14 protein-coding genes are annotated in these 19,694 nt (G+C 43.6%); 8 read left to right on the top strand and 6 right to left on the bottom strand.

The window, feature by feature from the left end:
- Window positions 1-447 precede the first annotated feature (447 nt).
- Window positions 448-2,658: a carboxy terminal-processing peptidase gene (locus V7D75_RS07480; RefSeq protein WP_333614057.1), complete on the bottom strand. Its 2,211-nt coding sequence runs from the start codon at window positions 2,656-2,658 to the stop codon at window positions 448-450.
- 563 nt (window positions 2,659-3,221) lie between these two features.
- Between V7D75_RS07480 and nagZ the strand changes: the two genes are divergently transcribed.
- A complete protein-coding gene (gene nagZ, locus V7D75_RS07485; RefSeq protein WP_333614058.1) occupies window positions 3,222-4,292 on the top strand; it encodes a beta-N-acetylhexosaminidase in 1,071 nt (356 codons plus the stop codon).
- Between the two features lie 132 nt (window positions 4,293-4,424).
- Here nagZ and V7D75_RS07490 read toward each other — a convergent pair whose 3' ends face one another.
- Entirely contained in the window at window positions 4,425-6,140 is a 1,716-nt protein-coding gene (locus V7D75_RS07490) for an OmpA family protein (protein ID WP_333614059.1), read from the bottom strand.
- A gap of 433 nt (window positions 6,141-6,573) precedes the next feature.
- Window positions 6,574-8,226 carry a hypothetical protein gene (locus tag V7D75_RS07495; protein ID WP_333614060.1) on the bottom strand — a complete coding sequence of 551 codons (1,653 nt, stop codon included), beginning with the start codon at window positions 8,224-8,226 and terminating at the stop codon, window positions 6,574-6,576.
- A gap of 525 nt (window positions 8,227-8,751) precedes the next feature.
- Between V7D75_RS07495 and V7D75_RS07500 the strand changes: the two genes are divergently transcribed.
- From V7D75_RS07500 to V7D75_RS07525, 6 genes are all read left to right on the top strand, one after another.
- Window positions 8,752-9,360: a rhomboid family intramembrane serine protease gene (locus tag V7D75_RS07500; protein WP_068406432.1), complete on the top strand. Its 609-nt coding sequence runs from the start codon at window positions 8,752-8,754 to the stop codon at window positions 9,358-9,360.
- Between the two features lie 106 nt (window positions 9,361-9,466).
- On the top strand, window positions 9,467-10,423 hold the full coding sequence (locus V7D75_RS07505; protein ID WP_333614061.1) for a metallophosphoesterase: 957 nt from the start codon (window positions 9,467-9,469) through the stop codon (window positions 10,421-10,423).
- 119 nt (window positions 10,424-10,542) lie between these two features.
- Entirely contained in the window at window positions 10,543-11,118 is a 576-nt protein-coding gene (gene purE / locus V7D75_RS07510; RefSeq protein ID WP_333614062.1) for a 5-(carboxyamino)imidazole ribonucleotide mutase, read from the top strand.
- A gap of 226 nt (window positions 11,119-11,344) precedes the next feature.
- Entirely contained in the window at window positions 11,345-12,691 is a 1,347-nt protein-coding gene (locus V7D75_RS07515) for a 5-(carboxyamino)imidazole ribonucleotide synthase (RefSeq protein ID WP_333614063.1), read from the top strand.
- Window positions 12,691-13,110: a YaiI/YqxD family protein gene (locus V7D75_RS07520; protein ID WP_333614064.1), complete on the top strand. Its 420-nt coding sequence runs from the start codon at window positions 12,691-12,693 to the stop codon at window positions 13,108-13,110. The genes V7D75_RS07515 and V7D75_RS07520 overlap by 1 nt, the downstream gene beginning before the upstream one ends.
- 307 nt (window positions 13,111-13,417) lie before the next feature.
- Window positions 13,418-14,056 (top strand): NAD(P)H-binding protein, encoded by a 639-nt coding sequence (locus V7D75_RS07525; protein ID WP_333614065.1) that lies wholly within the window; start codon window positions 13,418-13,420, stop codon window positions 14,054-14,056.
- Window positions 14,057-14,207: 151 nt separating this feature from the next.
- Here V7D75_RS07525 and epmA read toward each other — a convergent pair whose 3' ends face one another.
- The 3 genes from epmA to V7D75_RS07540 all read right to left on the bottom strand — a co-directional run bounded on the left by epmA (window position 14,208) and on the right by V7D75_RS07540 (window position 17,738).
- A complete protein-coding gene (epmA, locus tag V7D75_RS07530; RefSeq protein WP_333614066.1) occupies window positions 14,208-15,233 on the bottom strand; it encodes an EF-P lysine aminoacylase EpmA in 1,026 nt (341 codons plus the stop codon).
- 87 nt (window positions 15,234-15,320) lie between these two features.
- Window positions 15,321-16,433, bottom strand: a complete 1,113-nt coding sequence (locus V7D75_RS07535; RefSeq protein ID WP_333614070.1) for a 4-phosphoerythronate dehydrogenase — start codon at window positions 16,431-16,433, stop codon at window positions 15,321-15,323.
- A 150-nt stretch (window positions 16,434-16,583) separates the two neighbouring features.
- The gene (locus V7D75_RS07540; RefSeq protein WP_333614067.1) at window positions 16,584-17,738 is read right to left on the bottom strand and encodes an AI-2E family transporter; all 1,155 of its coding nucleotides are present in this window, start codon (window positions 17,736-17,738) and stop codon (window positions 16,584-16,586) included.
- Between the two features lie 945 nt (window positions 17,739-18,683).
- On the opposite strand from V7D75_RS07540, the gene V7D75_RS07545 reads away from it, so the two are divergent.
- A partial coding sequence (locus tag V7D75_RS07545; protein WP_333614068.1) for a nitrilase-related carbon-nitrogen hydrolase occupies window positions 18,684-19,694 on the top strand: 1,011 nt, incomplete at its 3' end.

The following is a 19,694-nucleotide window of genomic DNA, read 5'->3' on the forward strand; positions in this document are numbered from 1 at the left end:
AGATGCTTAGACGAATAGTTAATTATTAATGAATAGTTATTGATAATGTTAGCGTCGTCTAGCTAAAAAGGTCAGTAGAGCAATCTACTGACCTTTTTTTGGATAAGTTTTAGAGATTACAGACGTAACAAAGCCGCATAACAACAAGTATTATGCGGCTTTTATCACTAACCATCCATGTTAATGTTATCAGATACTTAATCCCGGAGCATCTTATAACGTTCAGGCATCCAGCCTTATCTTCCCTAATCAGCAAACCACCTATCCCTGATGCGACCTTTGCGATACCAATCCCTAGTATCTATGAACCTTTTCGTTCAATCGTGCCGTACAGTTATAATCGCAGATTGGCATGAGGTTAGTAAGAGGTCTAAACGTCAATGCGTGTAAGCATATGCTTACACGCATTTTTATTGCCGATAATGACTGTTCAAAAGTTGCGTTTTTTTATAGCTTCTCTTCTGGGCTAGCCTGCACCTTTGGGTCAGCGCTAAGCATGATATAAGCCGCTTCTTTAATGAACGCTTCATCTTCTGGTAGTTCAGGACGCTCGCTTTCTTTCATCTGACTGCGCTCTTCAAATTTTGCATCCATAGCCGCTTGATAAGTATTCCAATTGGCATAAGGACGCTCGCCCGTTGCAATTAAGCGTTTATTTTCCGCTTCCAGTGAGCGTTTTTCTATCAGCTGCATTTTGGTGCGGCGACTATTGATATCAAGAGGAATCGGTTTTTTCTCATCTTCCATATTACGAATATCATTTAGCGTTGACAGATACACAAAATGCGGATTTTGCTGCTGACGGATTTTTGATTGCTGATTTAGCGTTGCTAAGGTATTGGCAGAAAATTTACCTTCGGGCTTATAAGGCGCGGTTTTAATCGTATCCCACGGTAAGGCTTTTTTCTGCGCGCGCTCGCCAAAGGTTGCATCATCGTAGATATTAACCAATTCAACATCAGGGACCACGCCTTTGTTTTGCGTACTGCCACCAGTGATGCGGTAGAACTTACGCTGCGTGAGCGTTGCTGTACCCAAAGCCAAGCTGTCTAGCTGTATTTGCGCCGAGCCCTTACCGGTCGTTGTGCTACCGACAACGAGGCCACGGCCATAATCCTGAATCGCGGCGGCAAAGATTTCACTTGCAGAGGCAGAGGCTAAGTTGGTCAAAACAACCACTTTGCCGTTATAAAGCTGCTCGCCGCCATCGTCATCGCGGTAGACTTGAATATTGCCGCGATTGTCGCGAATCTGTACCAATGGACCACTCTTGATAAAGAAACCAAGCATTTTGGCGACCTCATCGAGCGAGCCGCCTGGGTTATTACGTAAATCAACCACCAGACCGTCGATATTTTCTTTATTCAGCGCTTTAAGCGCTTTTTCGGTATCGTCACTGACACTACGGTACTCTTCGCCATTGCGGCGCGCGCGATAGTTGAGATAAAAACTTGGTATCTCAAGGACACCGATACGTTTGGGCGTTTTATCGATATTGGGACGCTGCACTTCGACAACACGCTGTTTTACGCCCGACTCTTCTTGCTGAATAATATCGCGTACCACCGTCACATTACGGGCGCTGGTATCGGGCGTATTTGGTTGACGTACTTTGATAGTCACCGAGGTGCCACGTTTACCGCGAATCAGACCGACGATTTCACGCGTTGACCAGCCAACCACATCAACCATGTTCTCGCCGTCTTTGGCAATACCAATAATCAAATCATTGGGCTTAATCTGCCCAGATTTCGCCGCTGGGCCACCATCTACCAAGGTGACAATGCGGGTATAATCTGGGTTTTTACGGTCAGGACGAATCGAAACCCCGATGCCTTCTAATTGCAGACTCGATTGAATTTGTAGCTCATTAGCTTGAATCGGCGCATAATAATTACTGTGCGGATCATAAGTAAGCATCGCCGTATTTAAGATGGTTTCCATGATTTCATCATCTTTTAGACGCGCAAGCTGCTCTTGCTGACGTGATAAACGGTTGAGCAAAATCTCACTTGGCGTGCGCTCATCATTACGCAGCAAGTCTTGACCGCGCGTGATGTCAGGATTACTTAAAAAGACTTTCTCTTTCGCCTTTTCATCTTCTTGACCTAAAGTAATACTCATCAACTGAAATTTCAGCTGGCGCGTCCAATAATCGCGCTGCTCTTTTTTGGTTTTAAAATGACTGAGTTTTTCACGGTCAAGGACGATGCTATCTTTACTGGTTAAATCTATCTTGGTTTTCAGCAGTTGTTTTGATAGGGTAAAATATTCATTAGAGCGCTTACGATAACGCTCAAAAACCGCGACTCCAGCCGATAAGTCGCCACGTTTTAGGCGCGCGGCAAATTCGTCAGCATATTTTTTCTTAAATTCATCGACATCAGATTGCAAAAACAAAGTATGGTTTGGATCGAGACTGTCAATATACATGGACAAAATCTCGCTACCCATGTCGCTATCGAGCGGCTGATTGAGATAATGGCTACGATCCAGCAAGGCGGCTACTTGGCGGGTAGTAACCTGTTGTTCAGGGGTGGCTTTAAAGCCTGCTGTATTGCTATCAGCCATTGCGGTGCTGTAGCTTTGAGTGAGGATCAGACCAGCGACGCCCACTGACGCTGCACTGAGTAACCACTGTGCTGGTTGTTTTTTCATCGTATATACCTAATTATTTTAAGTTAAAAGTATGCAAACTATGCCGAGTTTTTATTACCAATAAAGGTTATTTAATAGACTATGAGCCAAAAAATGTCGCGATTTTTTACCCTATTATATTTACCATTAAACCATAGGTTACGCTAGCATTAAAAGCAGGCAAATATGGGATAATTATCTTAGGGTAAGGCATTATTTTTATGGTTAAAAATCAATCAATACTAGCACAGCTATAAATACGCCACTGTCTCAATCTGTATAAACAATCTTACACGCGGTCTGGCTATGTTGTAGCGCATCCATTGGTGCATTTGGTTATAAGTGTGAATCATCTTGTTTAAAATTATCATTTAAACCTAATTTATTTAAGCCAAGCAAACCGCCATTATGCGCATCTTGCAATCACTGGCATAATATAAGGTAAAAGTGAGTAGCGCCAAACCGTCCGCAACAAAAAGATTATCCATAAGAAAAAACCCTCTCATCTCTAAGCTCTGTCTCGATTTGACTTATAATATAGTGCAAATGAGAAAACCACCCTCTAGCCTGATAAGGATTACGCAATGTACGGCGTTTTAATGATTGATATCGATAGTACCGCACTGACTGCTGAAGATGTCAGTTTAATCAAACAAGCACAAGTAGGTGGGGTGATATTATTTGCCCGCAATGTGGCAGATGCGGCGCAAGTGCGAGCTTTGTGTGACGATATCCGCCAGCACAATGCCGATTTATTGATTGGCGTCGATCAAGAAGGCGGCCGCGTTGCCAGATTACGTCAGGGTTTTACGCCATTGCCGGCGATGGGTAGGCTCGGCGATTTATTTGACCAAGACCCTAGCCGCGCCTTGAGCCTTGCTTACGATTGTGGTTATTTGATGGCAGCAGAAGTATTGGCGGTCGGCATTGATTTGAGCTTTGCGCCGGTGCTCGATAGAGGCGGTATCAGCCAAGTAATCGGCGATCGCAGTTTTCATCAAAATCCGCAAGCCATTATCGCTTTAGCAAGCCAGTTTATGCGCGGTATGAAAGCGGCGGGTATGGCAACCACCGGTAAGCACTTCCCCGGTCATGGAGCCGTCGCGCCTGACTCGCATGTGGCAGAGGCTGTCGATACACGTAGTTTAGATGAGATTATCAATAGCGATATGCAGCCGTTTACGCAGACACTGCCTTGGCTTGATGCTTTAATGCCGGCGCATGTGATTTTCTCACAAGTCGATAATAAACCCGCTGGATTTTCAAAAATTTGGCTCAAAGACATCATTCGCAAACAGCTGAATTTTGATGGGGTTTTATTTTCTGACGATTTATCGATGGCAGGCGCACAAGCAGCAGGTGATGTTAGCGCCCGCGTCAAAGCAGCAATTGAAGCAGGCTGCGATATTGCTCTGGTTTGTAATGATCGCGTTGCCGCTCACGAAGCGGCCAAAGCCGCCCAAGAGCTACCCTATCCAGACCAAAAACGTGTTAAAACCATGCGTGGACAAATACCTGTTTGGCAGGGCGACCTTGAATCAACGTGCCAGCAATTTGATTATTGGCACCAAGCAAAGGAAAATATCTTACAGACCTTTTTTGCCAATCAAACGAAAGCACCTACTGAGTCAAAAGACCCAACCGCTTATAGATAATTCATGTAACCAAAGCAGCTTTATTCCAGTTTTACTTGATGCAAGAAAAAACCGCACCTTAAACATAAGATGCGGTCTTTTTAATATTAATACTAGCTATCGATAGACAACTATAAGTCAGTAGAACATTTATTAATTACTGGCTTTTGGGTCTAAGGCAGTACCACGACTGGCATCATCGCCATCTGGTAAAACATCATCGTTATTGCGATCTAATGGGTTTAAATCTGGGTCAATTGGTCTGCTATTCGATGTCGGTATCGAACTCTTCGGTGCAGGTAAATTGTTCCCTGTACGGTCATCACTGTCAGGCATTAAATCATCATTATTACTGTCTAATGGATTTAAGTCTGGATCGAGCGCACCGTTACTAATCGCCACGCCATCATTGGCCATTGCTGTTTCATCATATACCACAAACTCGATACGGCGGTTACGGAAACGACCTTGCTCTGTAGCGTTATCAGCGATTGGATCTGTCTCACCCATACCTTTGGTCATAAGCTTACTTGGATCCGCACCTTGCGCGACCAAATAATCTTTCATCGATTGCGCACGCTCTTGTGACAGCTGCATATTATAAGCGGCATCGGCGGTTTTATCAGTATGACCGATAATCATCAGCTTCATATCTGGCACTTGTTCCATAATCTGAACAGCATTGTCCAATAGTGGCTTGTTAGCTTCTGGAATAATGGCTTTATCTACTTCAAAGTTCACGACTTGCAGGCTCAGCGCGCGTGCCACATCACGGGGATCTGGGTCTTGACCAAGGTTCTGCATTGCCGCTTGTGATGCTGCTAAACTGCGATCAATCTCGCTTTGTTCATCGAGCGGACCTTCTGCTTGTACCGTCATGGCTGGTGCCGCGGCTTGTAAATCAGCAACCAATTTGTCTAATGCTGCGGCATCTGGTGCATTGACCGTAATGGTGTCTCCTTTAATAAGCATACTGGCATTGGGTACATTTTTGACGATTGGTAAAATAGAAGAAAGCTGAGCGGCAGCTGGCATATCGATCGAGAAGTTATCATCGACATCGGCGCGGCAATTATTGGCTTCATCACCAAATGTCGCTGCCAACGCGTCCATCACGTTACCTTGTAGCGTCTCGTTACCGACGTTCATACGGCAGGCATATAGTCCACTATTTTCACCAGTCGCAATACGCAGTGAAGCCGGCTCTATATCGGCTGCAACCACTGTTTGTCCGTCATTAGCCGCTTGCTGCTCAGTGGCAACTGGCGTACCGACTGGCTCAGGATTGTCTTGACAACCTCTAAGTAGCGCCCACGCCAAGGCGCCTAAGATAATCAAACCGATAATCGGTAGCAGCGCTTTCATAAAGCTGCCTTTTTCTTCCTCTTCACGGCGAATAGGTGCAGTGCTGACGGTATCAGACACATGAGCACCAGCTGGTGCAGCAATCATACCTGCAGGCAGAACGGCGCTCGCCCATGCCGGAATATGGTGCTGATAACTGGCAAGATTGTCATTCAAAAACTGTGGCACGGGCGTGGTTCCGGCCAAGCTTTTGATTTCGTGATACGCCAACGGTGCGGCCATCGCAATCAAACCACGGGCTGCGGTTGCATCAACGTTATGTTTACCTGCAAGCTCACGGGCGATTTGATCGCGGTGAGCGCCATCGGTCCATACGCGGTCATAAAACCCTTGGTCATCACGGGCGATATTTTCATTAGCAAAACGCGTATAAGTCGTATTATCCGCTAGGCGTGCGGCAAAAATAGCATAAAATTGCTCAAGTAAGTTCTGCTTAGCGGGATTGCGATCATCGCCTAATACTGCAGGGCTAACTGTCCGCGTTAAGTGACTGATAATGTCCATAATATCATTCCTCAATAATTGTTATTTTGAATAATTGTTTTGCACTAAACTGCATTCTCAAAAAAATAAAAAGTTAATAGCACTGATATTTCTTAATAACGATATTTTTTAATATTAATATTTATATCAGCATTTAATAAACACTAGGTATTAAAAAGCGGCTTAATAAATATCAGCACTATCTATATTCAACTTTTGTCATTATAAAAGTATTAAGGTTGTATTCACAATCGATGGGCTGTTGTGCAATTGCTACGTTAAGTAATGTTTCAGTTGTGACACGTAACTGCGAAGTCTTTACAGTACAAATTACTAACATATCCATTATATCTGGAAATGACTGTCTATCTTTTTAAGCAAAAATAAAAAGGAGGATTGTCAATGATTCATCCTACCGTCCTTTAGCTCATTATTTGTTAGGCGTTTTAAACTATCATCTTACTTGCGCAGGCTCCGCCACGATAACGCTATTGGCCATGTCGTCTACTTCTGATTCTGAAAAAGGTCCCGGTGGCCGCGTCGATGCAGGACGGTCATTGCTTCTAGGCTCGTTAGCTCTAGGTTCATTGCTTCTAGGCTCATTAGCTCTAGGCGGATTATTAAAATCATTATTGCGTGCCGGTGCAGGCGTCACGCTATCACCGGTAACGTCATCAGAAGTTTGATAGTCGTTATTGTTATTTGCATTACTGTTATTCATATTATTAGTGCCAGTGTACTGGTCATTTATGCTGCTTCCATCTTGGGCAAACTGATTGCTTGCACCGTTCATCGCCATATTATCAGTGCCTATGCCGCTTTCTGCATTATTAGGTAATGGTAGCGGCGCGGTACTATCTACCATTATTGCTGGTGCCAAAGTACGGATATCAGTGGTCAATCTTTGTAGCTGCATACCATCTGGCGCTTCTATCCTCATACGGTCATTTTGCAATTGTAAGCGGGCAAACGGCGTCGCTCTTAATAATGTCAGGATATTGGGTAGCGCTTCAATAGGCATATTGGCAATATTATTAGCCACCCCTTCTTGTACCGTAAACTGACACATCCCTGCCTGCTCGCCAAAACTGCTATTGAGCGCTTGTTGTAGGGTGCTTTGTAGCGCGGCGTCACCGACGGAGGCGCTACAAGTGTATAAATTACCGTTATTATCCACGCCAACGATAAGCGTAGCGGGCGTTAATACCTGCGCGGGCGGCTCAGCGACAGGCACTACCACAGCAGGTGCAGTCGCCACTGGCTCTATAGGCGGGACTTCATTAGGCTTAATTAAAAATGCCCATACCAATCCAATCGCTGCGATGGTAGCAAATAGTAAAAACACCCGTATTAATAAGTCATTACGTTGGTTGCGCGTCCGTACTTTTTCGCGCTTTAAACTGCTGTTTTCTGCTAAGTAATGCTCAGCAGGATTGGCATGAATAGCGCTCGCAGTTAGGCTGTTATCAAAGCTTTCACTAGCAAGTTCTGTTGCCACGTTTGGTTGTTTTATCAAGTTTGCAGAAGGGCTTACTACGCTTGCTTCAGTAGCATCTTTATTTAATAAAACAGTTTCTGTCGCCGCATTGACTATGGCGTTTTGATAATCAAACAATTCATCAGGGTTATCTTGTGCGACGGTAATAAGTGGCGCTGCCCATATTGGCAGGTAATGGCGCAGTGAAGGTTGCTCACTTTGTAAAAACGCCGGTAAAAACTGCCCATTGGCCATGACTTTAAGCTCACGATAAGCCAGTGGCGCAGCATTCATAATAAGCTTGTTGGTAGTCAACTTATCAATATGATGGGTCGCTGCCAGCTCCTCGATAATGGTTTGGCGCGCGCTTGGGGCTTGCCATAATTGTTCAAATAATGGCGTCTCTACTATATTTTCATTAGCAATTGGCTCATCATCACGCAATAACTGCGAGTAAATTTGCGGCAATGCCAAACGCGCCGCCAAAATGGCATAAAACTGCTCCAATAAGCTGACATAAGACACGCTGCCGTTATCGATAGGATGACCATCAATAACATGTTCATTATTAATCTGGCTACCTAAGACGGCTGGGGTTACTATCTGCTCTAATTGGTCGATGATATTCATAAGTTCCAGCCTTTATCGGCGTTGATTTAAGATATGGGACAGCGATTCTTTTTTGACTTCGGTTTTATACGCTGTAGACTGTAGCACGCCCATAAAAATGCGCGCTTAATAGGTCAGCACTTAGTCGGTACTTAGTCAGTACTTAACAAGCTAATACTGGCATATAAATTGCCTATTATTTTTAATCTTTTTTTAAAATTTCAACAAGCGTAAAACTGGATAAATATCACCGATTAATTATTTATTTTTGGTAAATATTTATTCTGTCGTTAAACGTTACGGTCAGTATACGAAGCATTACTTAGTTGCCTGTTACGCTGTTATATTATTCAATATAAACGATTATTAAAGCATAATTTTGTCGTCTATTGGTTTTTTGCCTTAGCATCACTGTTATTACTGTTGGTGTAAGCTTTAGCTATTTTCAGCATCCATATTTAGTTATTTTTTATCCAACTTATTTGGTCTTTAAGCACTACGCTCTATAACACTGCCCCCTATCAGGCTCGGCCTAAGGACTCTCCTTTGTTCAACCACACGACGCTTATTATCATTATTACGGTTATTGTCAGTTTATTGGCGTGGCAAAATAAAACCCTATTTAATCGGCTGATCTTTTATCCGCCAGCGGTGAATAACGGTCAATGGGATCGCTTTGTGACCCACGGCTTTATTCACGCCGATGCGATGCATTTGCTGTTTAATATGTTCACCCTATACTTTTTTGGCCGGGCTATCGAAGGCTTATATCAGCCATTTTTATTCGGTTATGGTTTTGTGGTTTTTTATGTGTTGGCTATCGTGATTGCCATGGTACCAAGCTATCTTAAAAACAAAAAAAGCGCTAGCTATTTAAGCCTTGGTGCTTCAGGTGGGGTTTCGGCGGTGCTATTTGCATTTATTTTACTGGCACCGTGGGAAAAGATTTACTTATTCGCCATTATTCCTATTCCAGCGATAGTTTTTGCTGTCGCTTACGTTGCTTATAGTATTTACGCCGATAAACGCGGCGGCTCCAATATCAATCATATGGCGCATATGTGGGGCGGCGCGTTTGGAGTGATTGCGACAATTATTTTAGAACCTCGCGTCTTGCCGCACTTTTTGAATGCGCTATTGTCTCCTGGCCTTTAGAGCGGTTAGTTTTAGAATCTTTAGTTTTAAATTTGCTAGTTGATAACGTTTGATGTTTTGCACTAATTTTTATTTAACAAAGTATTTAAGAATTTAATAAATAATTATGATTATAGATATTATTGGTGATATTCACGGTTATACAGACAAATTGGTTGGGCTGCTAAAACAGTTGGGCTATGTGCATAATGGCAGCCACTTTGTACCGCCGTCAGGTCATCGGGCGCTCTTTATTGGTGACTTGATTGACCGAGGTTCGCAGCAGGTTGCCACTCTTGAAATTGTTTTTGCGATGCTAGATGCGGGCGTGGCCGATGCGGTGATGGGCAATCATGAATACAATGCTTTGGCTTTTGCGATGCTTGATCCAAAGCAGCCCGAGCGCTATTTACGCTCGCATAGCGATGTTCATGTACGCCAACATGAAGCGTTTTTAGTCGAAGTGCCCTTTGGCTCAGAAGCGCATCAATACTGGTTGCAGCGCTTTTATGAGATACCGCTTTGGCTTGAGACCGATTATGCTTGTTTTGTCCACGCTTGCTGGGATGTTGATAGCATGGAGGTATTAAAACCTTTACTAACTGCTGATAACTGCTTGACCCCTGAAGCGGTCATTGCCACCTCACAAAAACATAGCCCTGCCTATGAGGCGCTTGAGCGTGTGTTAAAAGGTGTGGAAACAGCGTTGCCTAAGGGTTTGGTCATGGTCGATAAAGACGGGGCAGCGCGCTCACAAGTACGCGTGCGCTGGTGGCTTGACGAGCTAAATAAGCGGCCTATACATGAAATCGCCCGTGCGCCAAAATCGGGCTTGGCGCAGATTCCAAACGATGCCATGGCAGAGAACATTGAATTCGCGCTAAAAACGCATAAACCCGTGTTTATTGGGCATTATTGGCTTACTGGCAATCCTGAACCATTGAGCAATCAAGTGGTTTGCACCGATTATTCAGCAGCCATAGATAGCGGTTATATGACCTGTTATCAGCTTGATACTGAGCAGCCATTACCATTGAAAGCCAGTAACTTTGTGCAATATCGTCATGATGAAGGTCCATTATAAATTTATAAAACCGCGACATAAAAAACTGCTATTTGGTCAGCTTTGACATTAAACGACAAACTTGGCTTTACGAAGGCAGCAAAACTTTTGTATGATGGTCTTTTTGAGGATATCAAAGCATGAGCACCACCTCCGCTACTGTGAACCCTACTACACAAAACGCTGCTATTGAGCAAAACGGTCCTATTACCTCCCCTGCTGGTCAACCAAAAGTTGGCATTATCATGGGCTCGCAGTCGGATTGGGCGACCATGAGTGCAGCGGCGCAGTTGCTTGCTGACTTTGATATTGCTTTTGAATGTGAAGTGGTGTCAGCCCATCGTACGCCAGATAGATTGTTTGACTATGCCAAAAGCGCGAAAAATAATGGCTTGCAGGTGATTATCGCTGGAGCGGGCGGCGCGGCACATCTGCCCGGTATGTGTGCCAGTCAAACGCCGCTGCCTGTGTTTGGTGTGCCTGTTAAATCATCAATGCTTAGCGGTTGGGATAGCCTACTCTCTATCGTACAAATGCCAAAGGGCGTGGCTGTTGGCACCTTAGCCATTGGTACTGCTGGTGCCTATAACGCGGCCCTCCTTGCCATTCAGGTGCTTGCCTTGCATGATGAATCGCTTGCTACTAAGCTTGATAATATGCGTCAAGCGCAAACAGAAACCATTCTTGCAAGTCCAACGCCTGGTATTATTAATTAATCAATAAAGTAAGCAAGATGAGTCAAACTTTTAGCAAAAGTTGCTGTTATCAATACTCTTGCTAGTAATATTTTATACTTACCATGCGCTAAACTTGATATTTATAGCCAAATGAGTTTTACTAAAGATAAGGTGCATACGGTGCACCTTTTCCTATTTCTAACCTTAATTTTTAGCTAATTCCTTACTAAAAACCCTTATTCATTTTAAATGTAAAGAGCCTGCCATGACTACCGCCAATGCTTATCCTGTTACCCAAACCATCCATACCATCGGTATTTTAGGCGGCGGTCAGCTTGGTATGATGCTCGCCCAAGCTGCCTTGCCGCTCGGCTATCAGTGCGTGTTTTTAGAAGACAACGCCGACTGCCCTGCCAGCCTATACGGCAAAGTTTTTCCTAGCGAGCAATTAGAAGCATTTATCGCCGCAGCTGACGTCTTTACTTTAGAGTTTGAAAACACGCCAACGGCGACTGTTGAGCAGTTAGCGCATCTATCAAAATCAGGCAGCAAACAAGGTATGTTCCCGCCACCGCTTGCCCTTGATATCGCTCAAGATCGCTTAAAAGAAAAAGGCATGTTTAATGAACTTGATATCGCCACCGTGCCATTTATGGCGGTCAATTCTGAAGCCGAATTAAAGCAAGCTTGCGACAAGCTAGGATTGCCGATCGTGCTCAAAACCAGCCGCGGCGGTTATGATGGTAAGGGTCAGTTTGTCATTAAAGAAGACAGCGATATTAAAACTGCTTGGCATGAGCTAAAAGATGCGGTTAGCGGTAAAGGCTCATTAACCCCAACGCCTGCGCCATTAATTGCAGAGGGCTTTATTAACTTCAGCCGTGAAGTGTCTATCATTGCTGTACGCGCGCAAAATGGTCAGGTGCGCTGCTATGATTTGGTCGAAAACCACCATCATCATGGTATCTTAGCCAAAACCCGCGCCCCTGCCGTTGGTACCAGCCATTTATTTCAGCAAGCAACCGATGCCATTACCACAGTGATGAATCACTTGGGTTATGTCGGTGTGATGGCGCTTGAGCTGTTTGTAAGTAAAGATGCGCGCGGTAACGATTATCTGCTAGCCAACGAGATTGCTCCGCGCGTGCATAACTCTGGACACTGGAGTATCGAAGGCGCGATTACCAGTCAATTTGAAAACCATATCCGCGCGGTGGTCAATCTGCCCTTGGGCGATACCGACAACGTTCATCCAGCGATTATGCTGAACGTGTTGGGTCAGTATCCTGATATCAGCGCGGTACTCAATATCGATGGCGCCCATTATCATAGCTACCACAAGGCTGAGCGCGAAGACCGCAAAATTGCGCATATTACCTTGATGCCAAATGACGTGGCGGATTTAGAACCTGCTCTAGCCAAACTGGTTGCCGTCTTGCCAAATAAAGTGGGGCTTGATAAAAAACTGGCCCCTACTATTACCGAGAAGCAAACAAGTACGCTAGAGGAAGCAAGCAATACGAAACCTAACAGTACTTCAGAAGATAATGAAAATGAAGTCAAAGGTAGCCAAACAGAGGCATTGTTAAAGACCGATAAGGCTGAGAAATAATGCAGATTTGGGTAGATGCCGATTCGGTGCCACTGATTGCCAAAGACTTAATCATCAAAACGGCTGAACGTACCCAAACCATGGCAATATTTGTCGCCAATCAGCCGATTAAATTGCGCAAATCACCGCTGCTTGTCATGACCGTGGTGCCGTCAGGGTTTGATAAAGCCGATGATTTGGCCATTACCAGCGATATTCCTTTGGCCAATGATATTTTGGATAAAGGCGGTATGGTTTTAACTACGCGCGGTATGGTCTATGATAAAAACAATATCAAGCAAAAGCTCAATATGCGCGACTTTATGGATACCATGCGCGGTACAGGCGTGCTTGAATTGCAAGAAATGAGCGGGCAGAAACCTTACGGCGACCGCGACAAAAAAGCCTTTGCCGATGGTCTTAATCGCTTGGTACGTTAATTGGTGCGGTCATTTCTCTTACTTATCAATTTGAAAACCTTACCTTTTAAAACTTCTGAAAAAATTTCTTATCTCTCTAAATATTAACCTTCACAAAGTCCATTCTTGCAAACCCTATACACTCCATAACCAAACACTATGCAATCAGCACGCTTCATAACGAAGTGTGCTCATCATTATTGTTATCCTATATGCAGCTTCTAAAGATAATGAGTTTGGAACAACTGCTCTTTAGATAATAGATTCTAAATAATAAATCTTAAAGTAAAGATACTCATATAAAATTCATATAACAATAGGAATGATAATGAAAATATTAGTAATTGGCGCTAGCGGTAGAGTGGGTACAGATTTGGTTAAACAGCTATTAGCGGATAACCATCAGGTGATTGGCACAACCCGTCAAGATGAAAAATTATTTAGCGATAACAATTATAGTCAGTTAGATTTAGATATTACTGCTGAGAAAGACGCCATTCAACAGCAAATTGAATCGGATATCGATGCGGTTTATTTTGTTGCTGGTTCTGGTGGGAAAGATGTCTTAGAAGTCGATTTACACGGTGCGGTCAAGACAATGCAAGCGGTTCAAGATAAAGGTATCAAACGCTATATCATGCTAAGCACGGTATTTTCTTTAGATACTAGCAAATGGAATCAGCCTGGTATTGCCGATTTAAAAGAATACTATATCTGTAAGCATTACGCCGATCAGTGGTTGGTTGAAAATAGCACACTTGATTACACCATCGTGCAAGCAGGTGCGCTAAAAGAACGCGCTGGTACGGGTAAAATCATTATTAACGATGACAATGCGGGCGAAAACGCTATTGAAGATGTGGCTACGACATTAGCAGCGGTACTTAATGCTGATAATACGATTAAAAAAGTCTTTAGCATGCATAATGGTGAGACCGCCATCGATGCAGCGCTGGCTAATCTCTAATAAGTAAAAGCTGTAAAGAATAATGCTCAGGTTCACAGCGTAATAAAAATCACAGAAATAAAAAAGCGCGTAAGCCATGGTTTACGCGCTTTTTCTTATGGATTTTCTGACTTATTTATCGCTAATCGAAATCTACTAGCAAGTGACCAGTCTAAGCCAAGCCGCTAGGAAACGGAATCACTTCCTCTAAGCTGCTAGCGCCTGTGATGACCATCAGCAACCTATCAATACCGACGGCGATACCGCTACAAGGTATTAAGTCATCAGATGCTGCTAATAAATGCTCATCGATTGGCATTTGTGGCAGATTATGCTGCTTGCGCAATTGATTATCTCGCTCAAAGCGCGCTCTTAACGCCTGCCCGTCTGCTAGCTCATCGTAAGCATTGGCAATCTCAATACCGTTAATATACAGCTCAAAGCGCTTGGCGACTGTATTACCGTCTTTATCGATAGCCGTTTTCGCCAATGCTGCCGTCGCAGGCGGATATTCTATAATCAATGTCGGCAAATCGTGCCCCAAATTTGGCTCGACGGCATGACTAAACAATAAATCTAACCAACTTTGACGAATATCTTCTTCACTATTGCTGGCACCATTTTCTGCACTATTAAAATCAAATCCTGTCAAACCTTTGTCTTCTGCCACCGCTTGTAGCGCGGTAAGACTCGCCGTCAACGGATGGATACCCACAAAATCCATAAAGGCATCGACGTAACGGTAATGACTTAGCACAATCGGATAACCGTAAAGCGCCTCCAATAGCTCGCCTAGTTCAGCGCCCATATCCTCTAGGCTATAGTTCGGCTGATACCACTCGAGCATGGTAAATTCAATATTATGGCGCACGCCTATCTCATTATCACGAAATACTGGACAAATCTGATAAAGGGGCATCTGCCAGCTGGCAAGTAGGCGCTTCATGGCAAACTCAGGCGACGTATGCAGATAATAGGTACAAGGTTTATCTTGATACGTGACCTGCGCCGCTACCGACTGCAAAAAGGTATCGGTATTACCCGCTTGTGAGAGTAACGGCGTCTGTACTTCAAGCACATGGCGCGTGGCAAAAAACTGCCGAATAGCATTGATAAATTGCGCACGCCTTTGTGCCATCGCTAATGTCATCGTTGGCGCATAACTGGGTTTAGAGGAAAGGTTATTTGCTTGGGTCATTACTCTCTACTATAGTTTTCGAATAAAAAATCAAATAATTAAAATAGGCTTTGAAATGAGGTTTTAATCTTTAAAGCTGGCTGTCTTTTAAAACTGCCATTCGCGGCGTAAATGATAGTCACGGCGCAATTGATCAAAATCAGTGCCACTTATTTGTCCATCTGTTAATTTATCTCGCAGTGCCGCATCATCTGCCATGATGTCATAAAACTTCACCAATCTATCTGGATGCGCCTTTAATTCAGACCATAAAAACATATTGAGTGGCAATAATTTATGCATGGTTTGCACAGGGGCCGCTGTTAATTTTTCACACAGCGCATCATAAACCATTTGTGTACCGCGTAGCTTACCCTCCAAGGTATAGCCAGCAATATGTGCTGTGGCAATCGCAAGTTTAGATAATAAACTTTCCGTTATCTCAGGCTCATGCTCAAACACATCGAGTACCACTTGGCGTCCAGTACGGGCAATATCTGCCTGCAAATCATCGGCATTAATGACCGGTCCACGCGCGCTATTAATTAACATAGTATCTACTGGCATCGCAGCCAATGCTTCTTTATCAATTAAATGACGAGTTGGATAGTCGCTACCATTAGGATTTGCCTGATCTTTTTTATCGGTTAACGGCACATGCAAGCTAATTACATGACTTTGGCTCAATACTTGCTCAAAGCTGGCGTTATTGATGTTCGATGCAGGCAGTAGCGGATCGTAACCTAATACTTGCCAGCCTAAATCATGGGCATATTGCGCGAGAGTACTACCAATATTGCCCAGTCCGATAATGCCCAAGGTCACGGGCGGCGTCGATTGCTGCCAATATTGTGGACGTAAAGTTAAGATAGCGGTCAATACGTACTGCGCAACCGAGTGCTTACTGCAGCCTGCGGCATTGGCGAAGGTTATATTGCGCGCTGCCAAATAGGCTTGATCGACATGGTCGGTTCCAATCGTCGCCGAACCAACAAATTGAACGCTATTATTGTTTGCCAATAGCGCTTCGCCTACTGGCGTCACCGAGCGTATCAACAGTACGTCAGGCTGACACTCTGCGAGCAACTGGGCATTGATAGCACGGCCAGCAACGCTAATAATATTCACTAGTCGTTTATTATCTTGCCCAAGCGTCGACGCGTTAAAAAACTCATCAAGGCTAGCAATATTGCTATCAGCAACGATAGTTAGAGGACGCATAGCTTCATTATGTGACGTGCTAGCATGTGGCATTTTTAATTATCCCTATCTCTAAAGGCTTATTATCAATGATTGCTGGATTAGCAAGGTGTATTTTTTATAGGTTAGTTTTAATAGTTTTTAAATTGCTGTTTAAATTAATCACACGCCCTAATCCGTAGAAACGATATTTTCGTCTTTGTTTTGTACCTTAACTTTTGGTTGCAGCTGAGCGTCAGCGAGCATATCTTCGTGCTGCGCAAACAAATCATTCTTGTGCTGCGATATCCACTCACGCCATACCGCAAGGCCGATTGCCAATACCACAGGACCGATAAATAAGCCGACAAAACCAAACGCCGTCAGACCGCCCAGTACTCCGATGAAAATAATAATAAAAGGAATTTTGGTCGCGCCACTGATCACAATAGGACGTATAAGATTATCAACCCAGCTGATAACCAGTATGCCCCAAAGCGCCAAACCAATCCCTTCTACGGTATGACCTTGGCTTAATAACCAAATAGACACCCCGCCCCAAACAAATGGCGTACCAAAGGGGATTAAAGCGATAATAAAAGTGACAATGGTCAGTAGAATAGGACTTGGTGCACCAGCAAAATAATAACCAATACCAGCGAGCAAAGCCTGTGCCAATGCGGTCAAGCCAATGCCGTATACTACCGCGCGGGTGGTCGTACCGACCGAGTCAATATAACCATCGATGCGATTGCCAATGATATTGCGTAAGGCTTGGCGGATTTGACGTACCAAACTGGTGCCATCGCGATAAAAGAAAAACAGCGTCATCAGCGCCATCCCCATTTTGGCAAGACCACTGAAAACGACATCGAACGCGACTTTGCCATAATATAGATGCGACTGCACCCACAGACGAAAAGCCTCTAGCGTGCCTTCTGGGTTTTTATTAATTCTCCACAACACATCTTTAACTTGCTGTCCGATGACGGGTAAGTCCTTGATAGAGTCTGGCACATCCAAATAGCCAACCTTAATGCGATAAATTAAATTGCTAATCAGGCTTAAGGCTTCTTGCTGCAAGATAAAGATACCAGCAACGAGCGGCACACCAATCATCAATGTGATGCTCACCGTCATAATGGCAGCGCTAAAGTTTGAGCTAAAGCGAACGCGCTGATGGAAAAAATTATAAATAGGAAAGGTGACGTACGCCAAAATCGCTGCCCATAGTGCCGGTACAATAAAAAACTGTACGACTTGAAAACACAATACAATCAGCACCACCAGCAAAGTAATAGCCAATAAGCGCTGAATAATAAATTCTTTTGTCCAGTTTTCGATCATAGCGTATAAACCAAGAGCGGGCAGCAGACAGCCAATTTGGCGCTGCTGTAACGTTTATAAATAGGTGGATAAAAATCACAGACCGCGTCCATTATTTATATCCCTTAGCGAGTGTGTTGCGTTATAAATTCTACGTTGTCAGCTTTGCGAGATATTTGCTTCATAAATCAGACAAAATCATGGCGAAAAATAAGTCTGATAATAGCGCTACCGTACCATAGAGTGCGGTTATAAACATGTTATTTGGTTATAAAAACAGTATTCAACTATAAAAATAATTGTGATTCATAAAATCACTCTTAACTTGCCATTTCTCTATATTTAGAAGAGCAAGCCCAACCATAATAACGGCTTATTATGCCTCAAAGCCTACCAAATAAATAAGGCTATGTTGTAATCTTTACTTACATTTAGCTGCACGCTACAAACCCGAATATTGAGAAGTACTGTCAAAAATGTTCAAACAAAATTATTGCAATAAAACAATACTCATTTATCTGCTCGTTAGTGACTTCTGCGGTAATAACTTGCGCGCTAAATCACTGTGCAGTTCTATTTGTGCAGACAATTGATGTTATACTAAAGGGATTAATTTGCACATTTAAATGCTACTAAGCGGGTTTGCTGTTACTGGTTTATAGCAAAATCAGCCCTAGCGTTTTTAACATTATTTCTTACAATCTTCATTTATCACTCTATTCTAAACGGTTTTAAGCACTACCGTTTAGAGTAGCGCCGCATATTTTAGTAATACCGATATTCATTGTATTAATGGCTATCCAAGTGCCGCGCTCAGCATAGACTTTCTATTCAAGAGTCATGATTTGAGTGCATGAATAAAGACTTATATTTTGCATTACTTTTATAACTTATTTTGCTTTGGTTTTATTTGAAACCAAGCTGGATTTACCACATTTACACAACCTATTAATAGGAACAATAACAATGTCAAAAGACACCACCAAAGATACTGATAATCCCAACCTTAATTCGTCAAATGAGACCAATACAGGCTCTAAATCGCAAGACAGCGTCACTTTTGCGTTAGCGCAATCGCATTTTTTGGTCGGCGATATCACCGCCAATGCTGAAAAAATGCGCGCCCTTGCCCTACAAGCCCGCGAGCAAGGCGCTGATGTCATCATTTTCCCAGAGCTAGCTTTACTAGGCTATCCTCCGCAAGATTTGTTGCTACGTCCCAGCCTATCCGGCCGTGTCAAAAGCGCGCTGTCTAGCTTGAGTGATATCGATGATATCGTGATGATTGTGGGCTATCCGCATGTCGATCATCATGGAACCTTTAACTCGGCAGCGATTTTACATAACGGTCATCAAAAAGGCTTCTACCATAAGCAAATCTTACCAAATTATGGCGTTTTTGATGAGCGCCGTTATTTTGATAAAGGTCGCAATCAAGTCTTATTTGACTATAAAGGCATCACCATTGGTCTGCTTATCTGCGAAGATTTGTGGGAAAAAGGTCCAATTGCCGAGCTTAAAAAACAAGGTGCTGACCTTGTGGCCTGCTTAAATGCCTCTCCGTTTGAGATTGAAAAACAAGACAATCGTAAAACCATGCTTGCCAAACGTAGCCGCGAAAACAACTTGCCGATTATTTATCTTAATACCGTTGGCGGACAAGATGATTTGGTATTTGACGGCGGCTCTATGGCCATTCAATCTGATGGCAGCGTTGCTCATGAAGCGTCGCGCTTTATGAATCAGCTTATGCTGACGACATTTGACGTAAAAACCGCAAAATTCGATACACAGACAAAAGCGCCATTGTCATTAAGCCGCGAGTCGGAGATGTACCAAGCGTTGGTCGTCGGTTTGCGTGATTATGTCAATCTTTCGGGTTTTACTGGTATTATCGTTGGCTTGTCAGGCGGTATTGATTCTGCGTTAACCTTATGTATCGCTGTCGATGCGCTGGGTGCTGATAAAGTCTATGCG

Source organism: Psychrobacter sp., assembly GCF_036731945.1.
Classification (GTDB): Bacteria; Pseudomonadota; Gammaproteobacteria; order Pseudomonadales; family Moraxellaceae; genus Psychrobacter.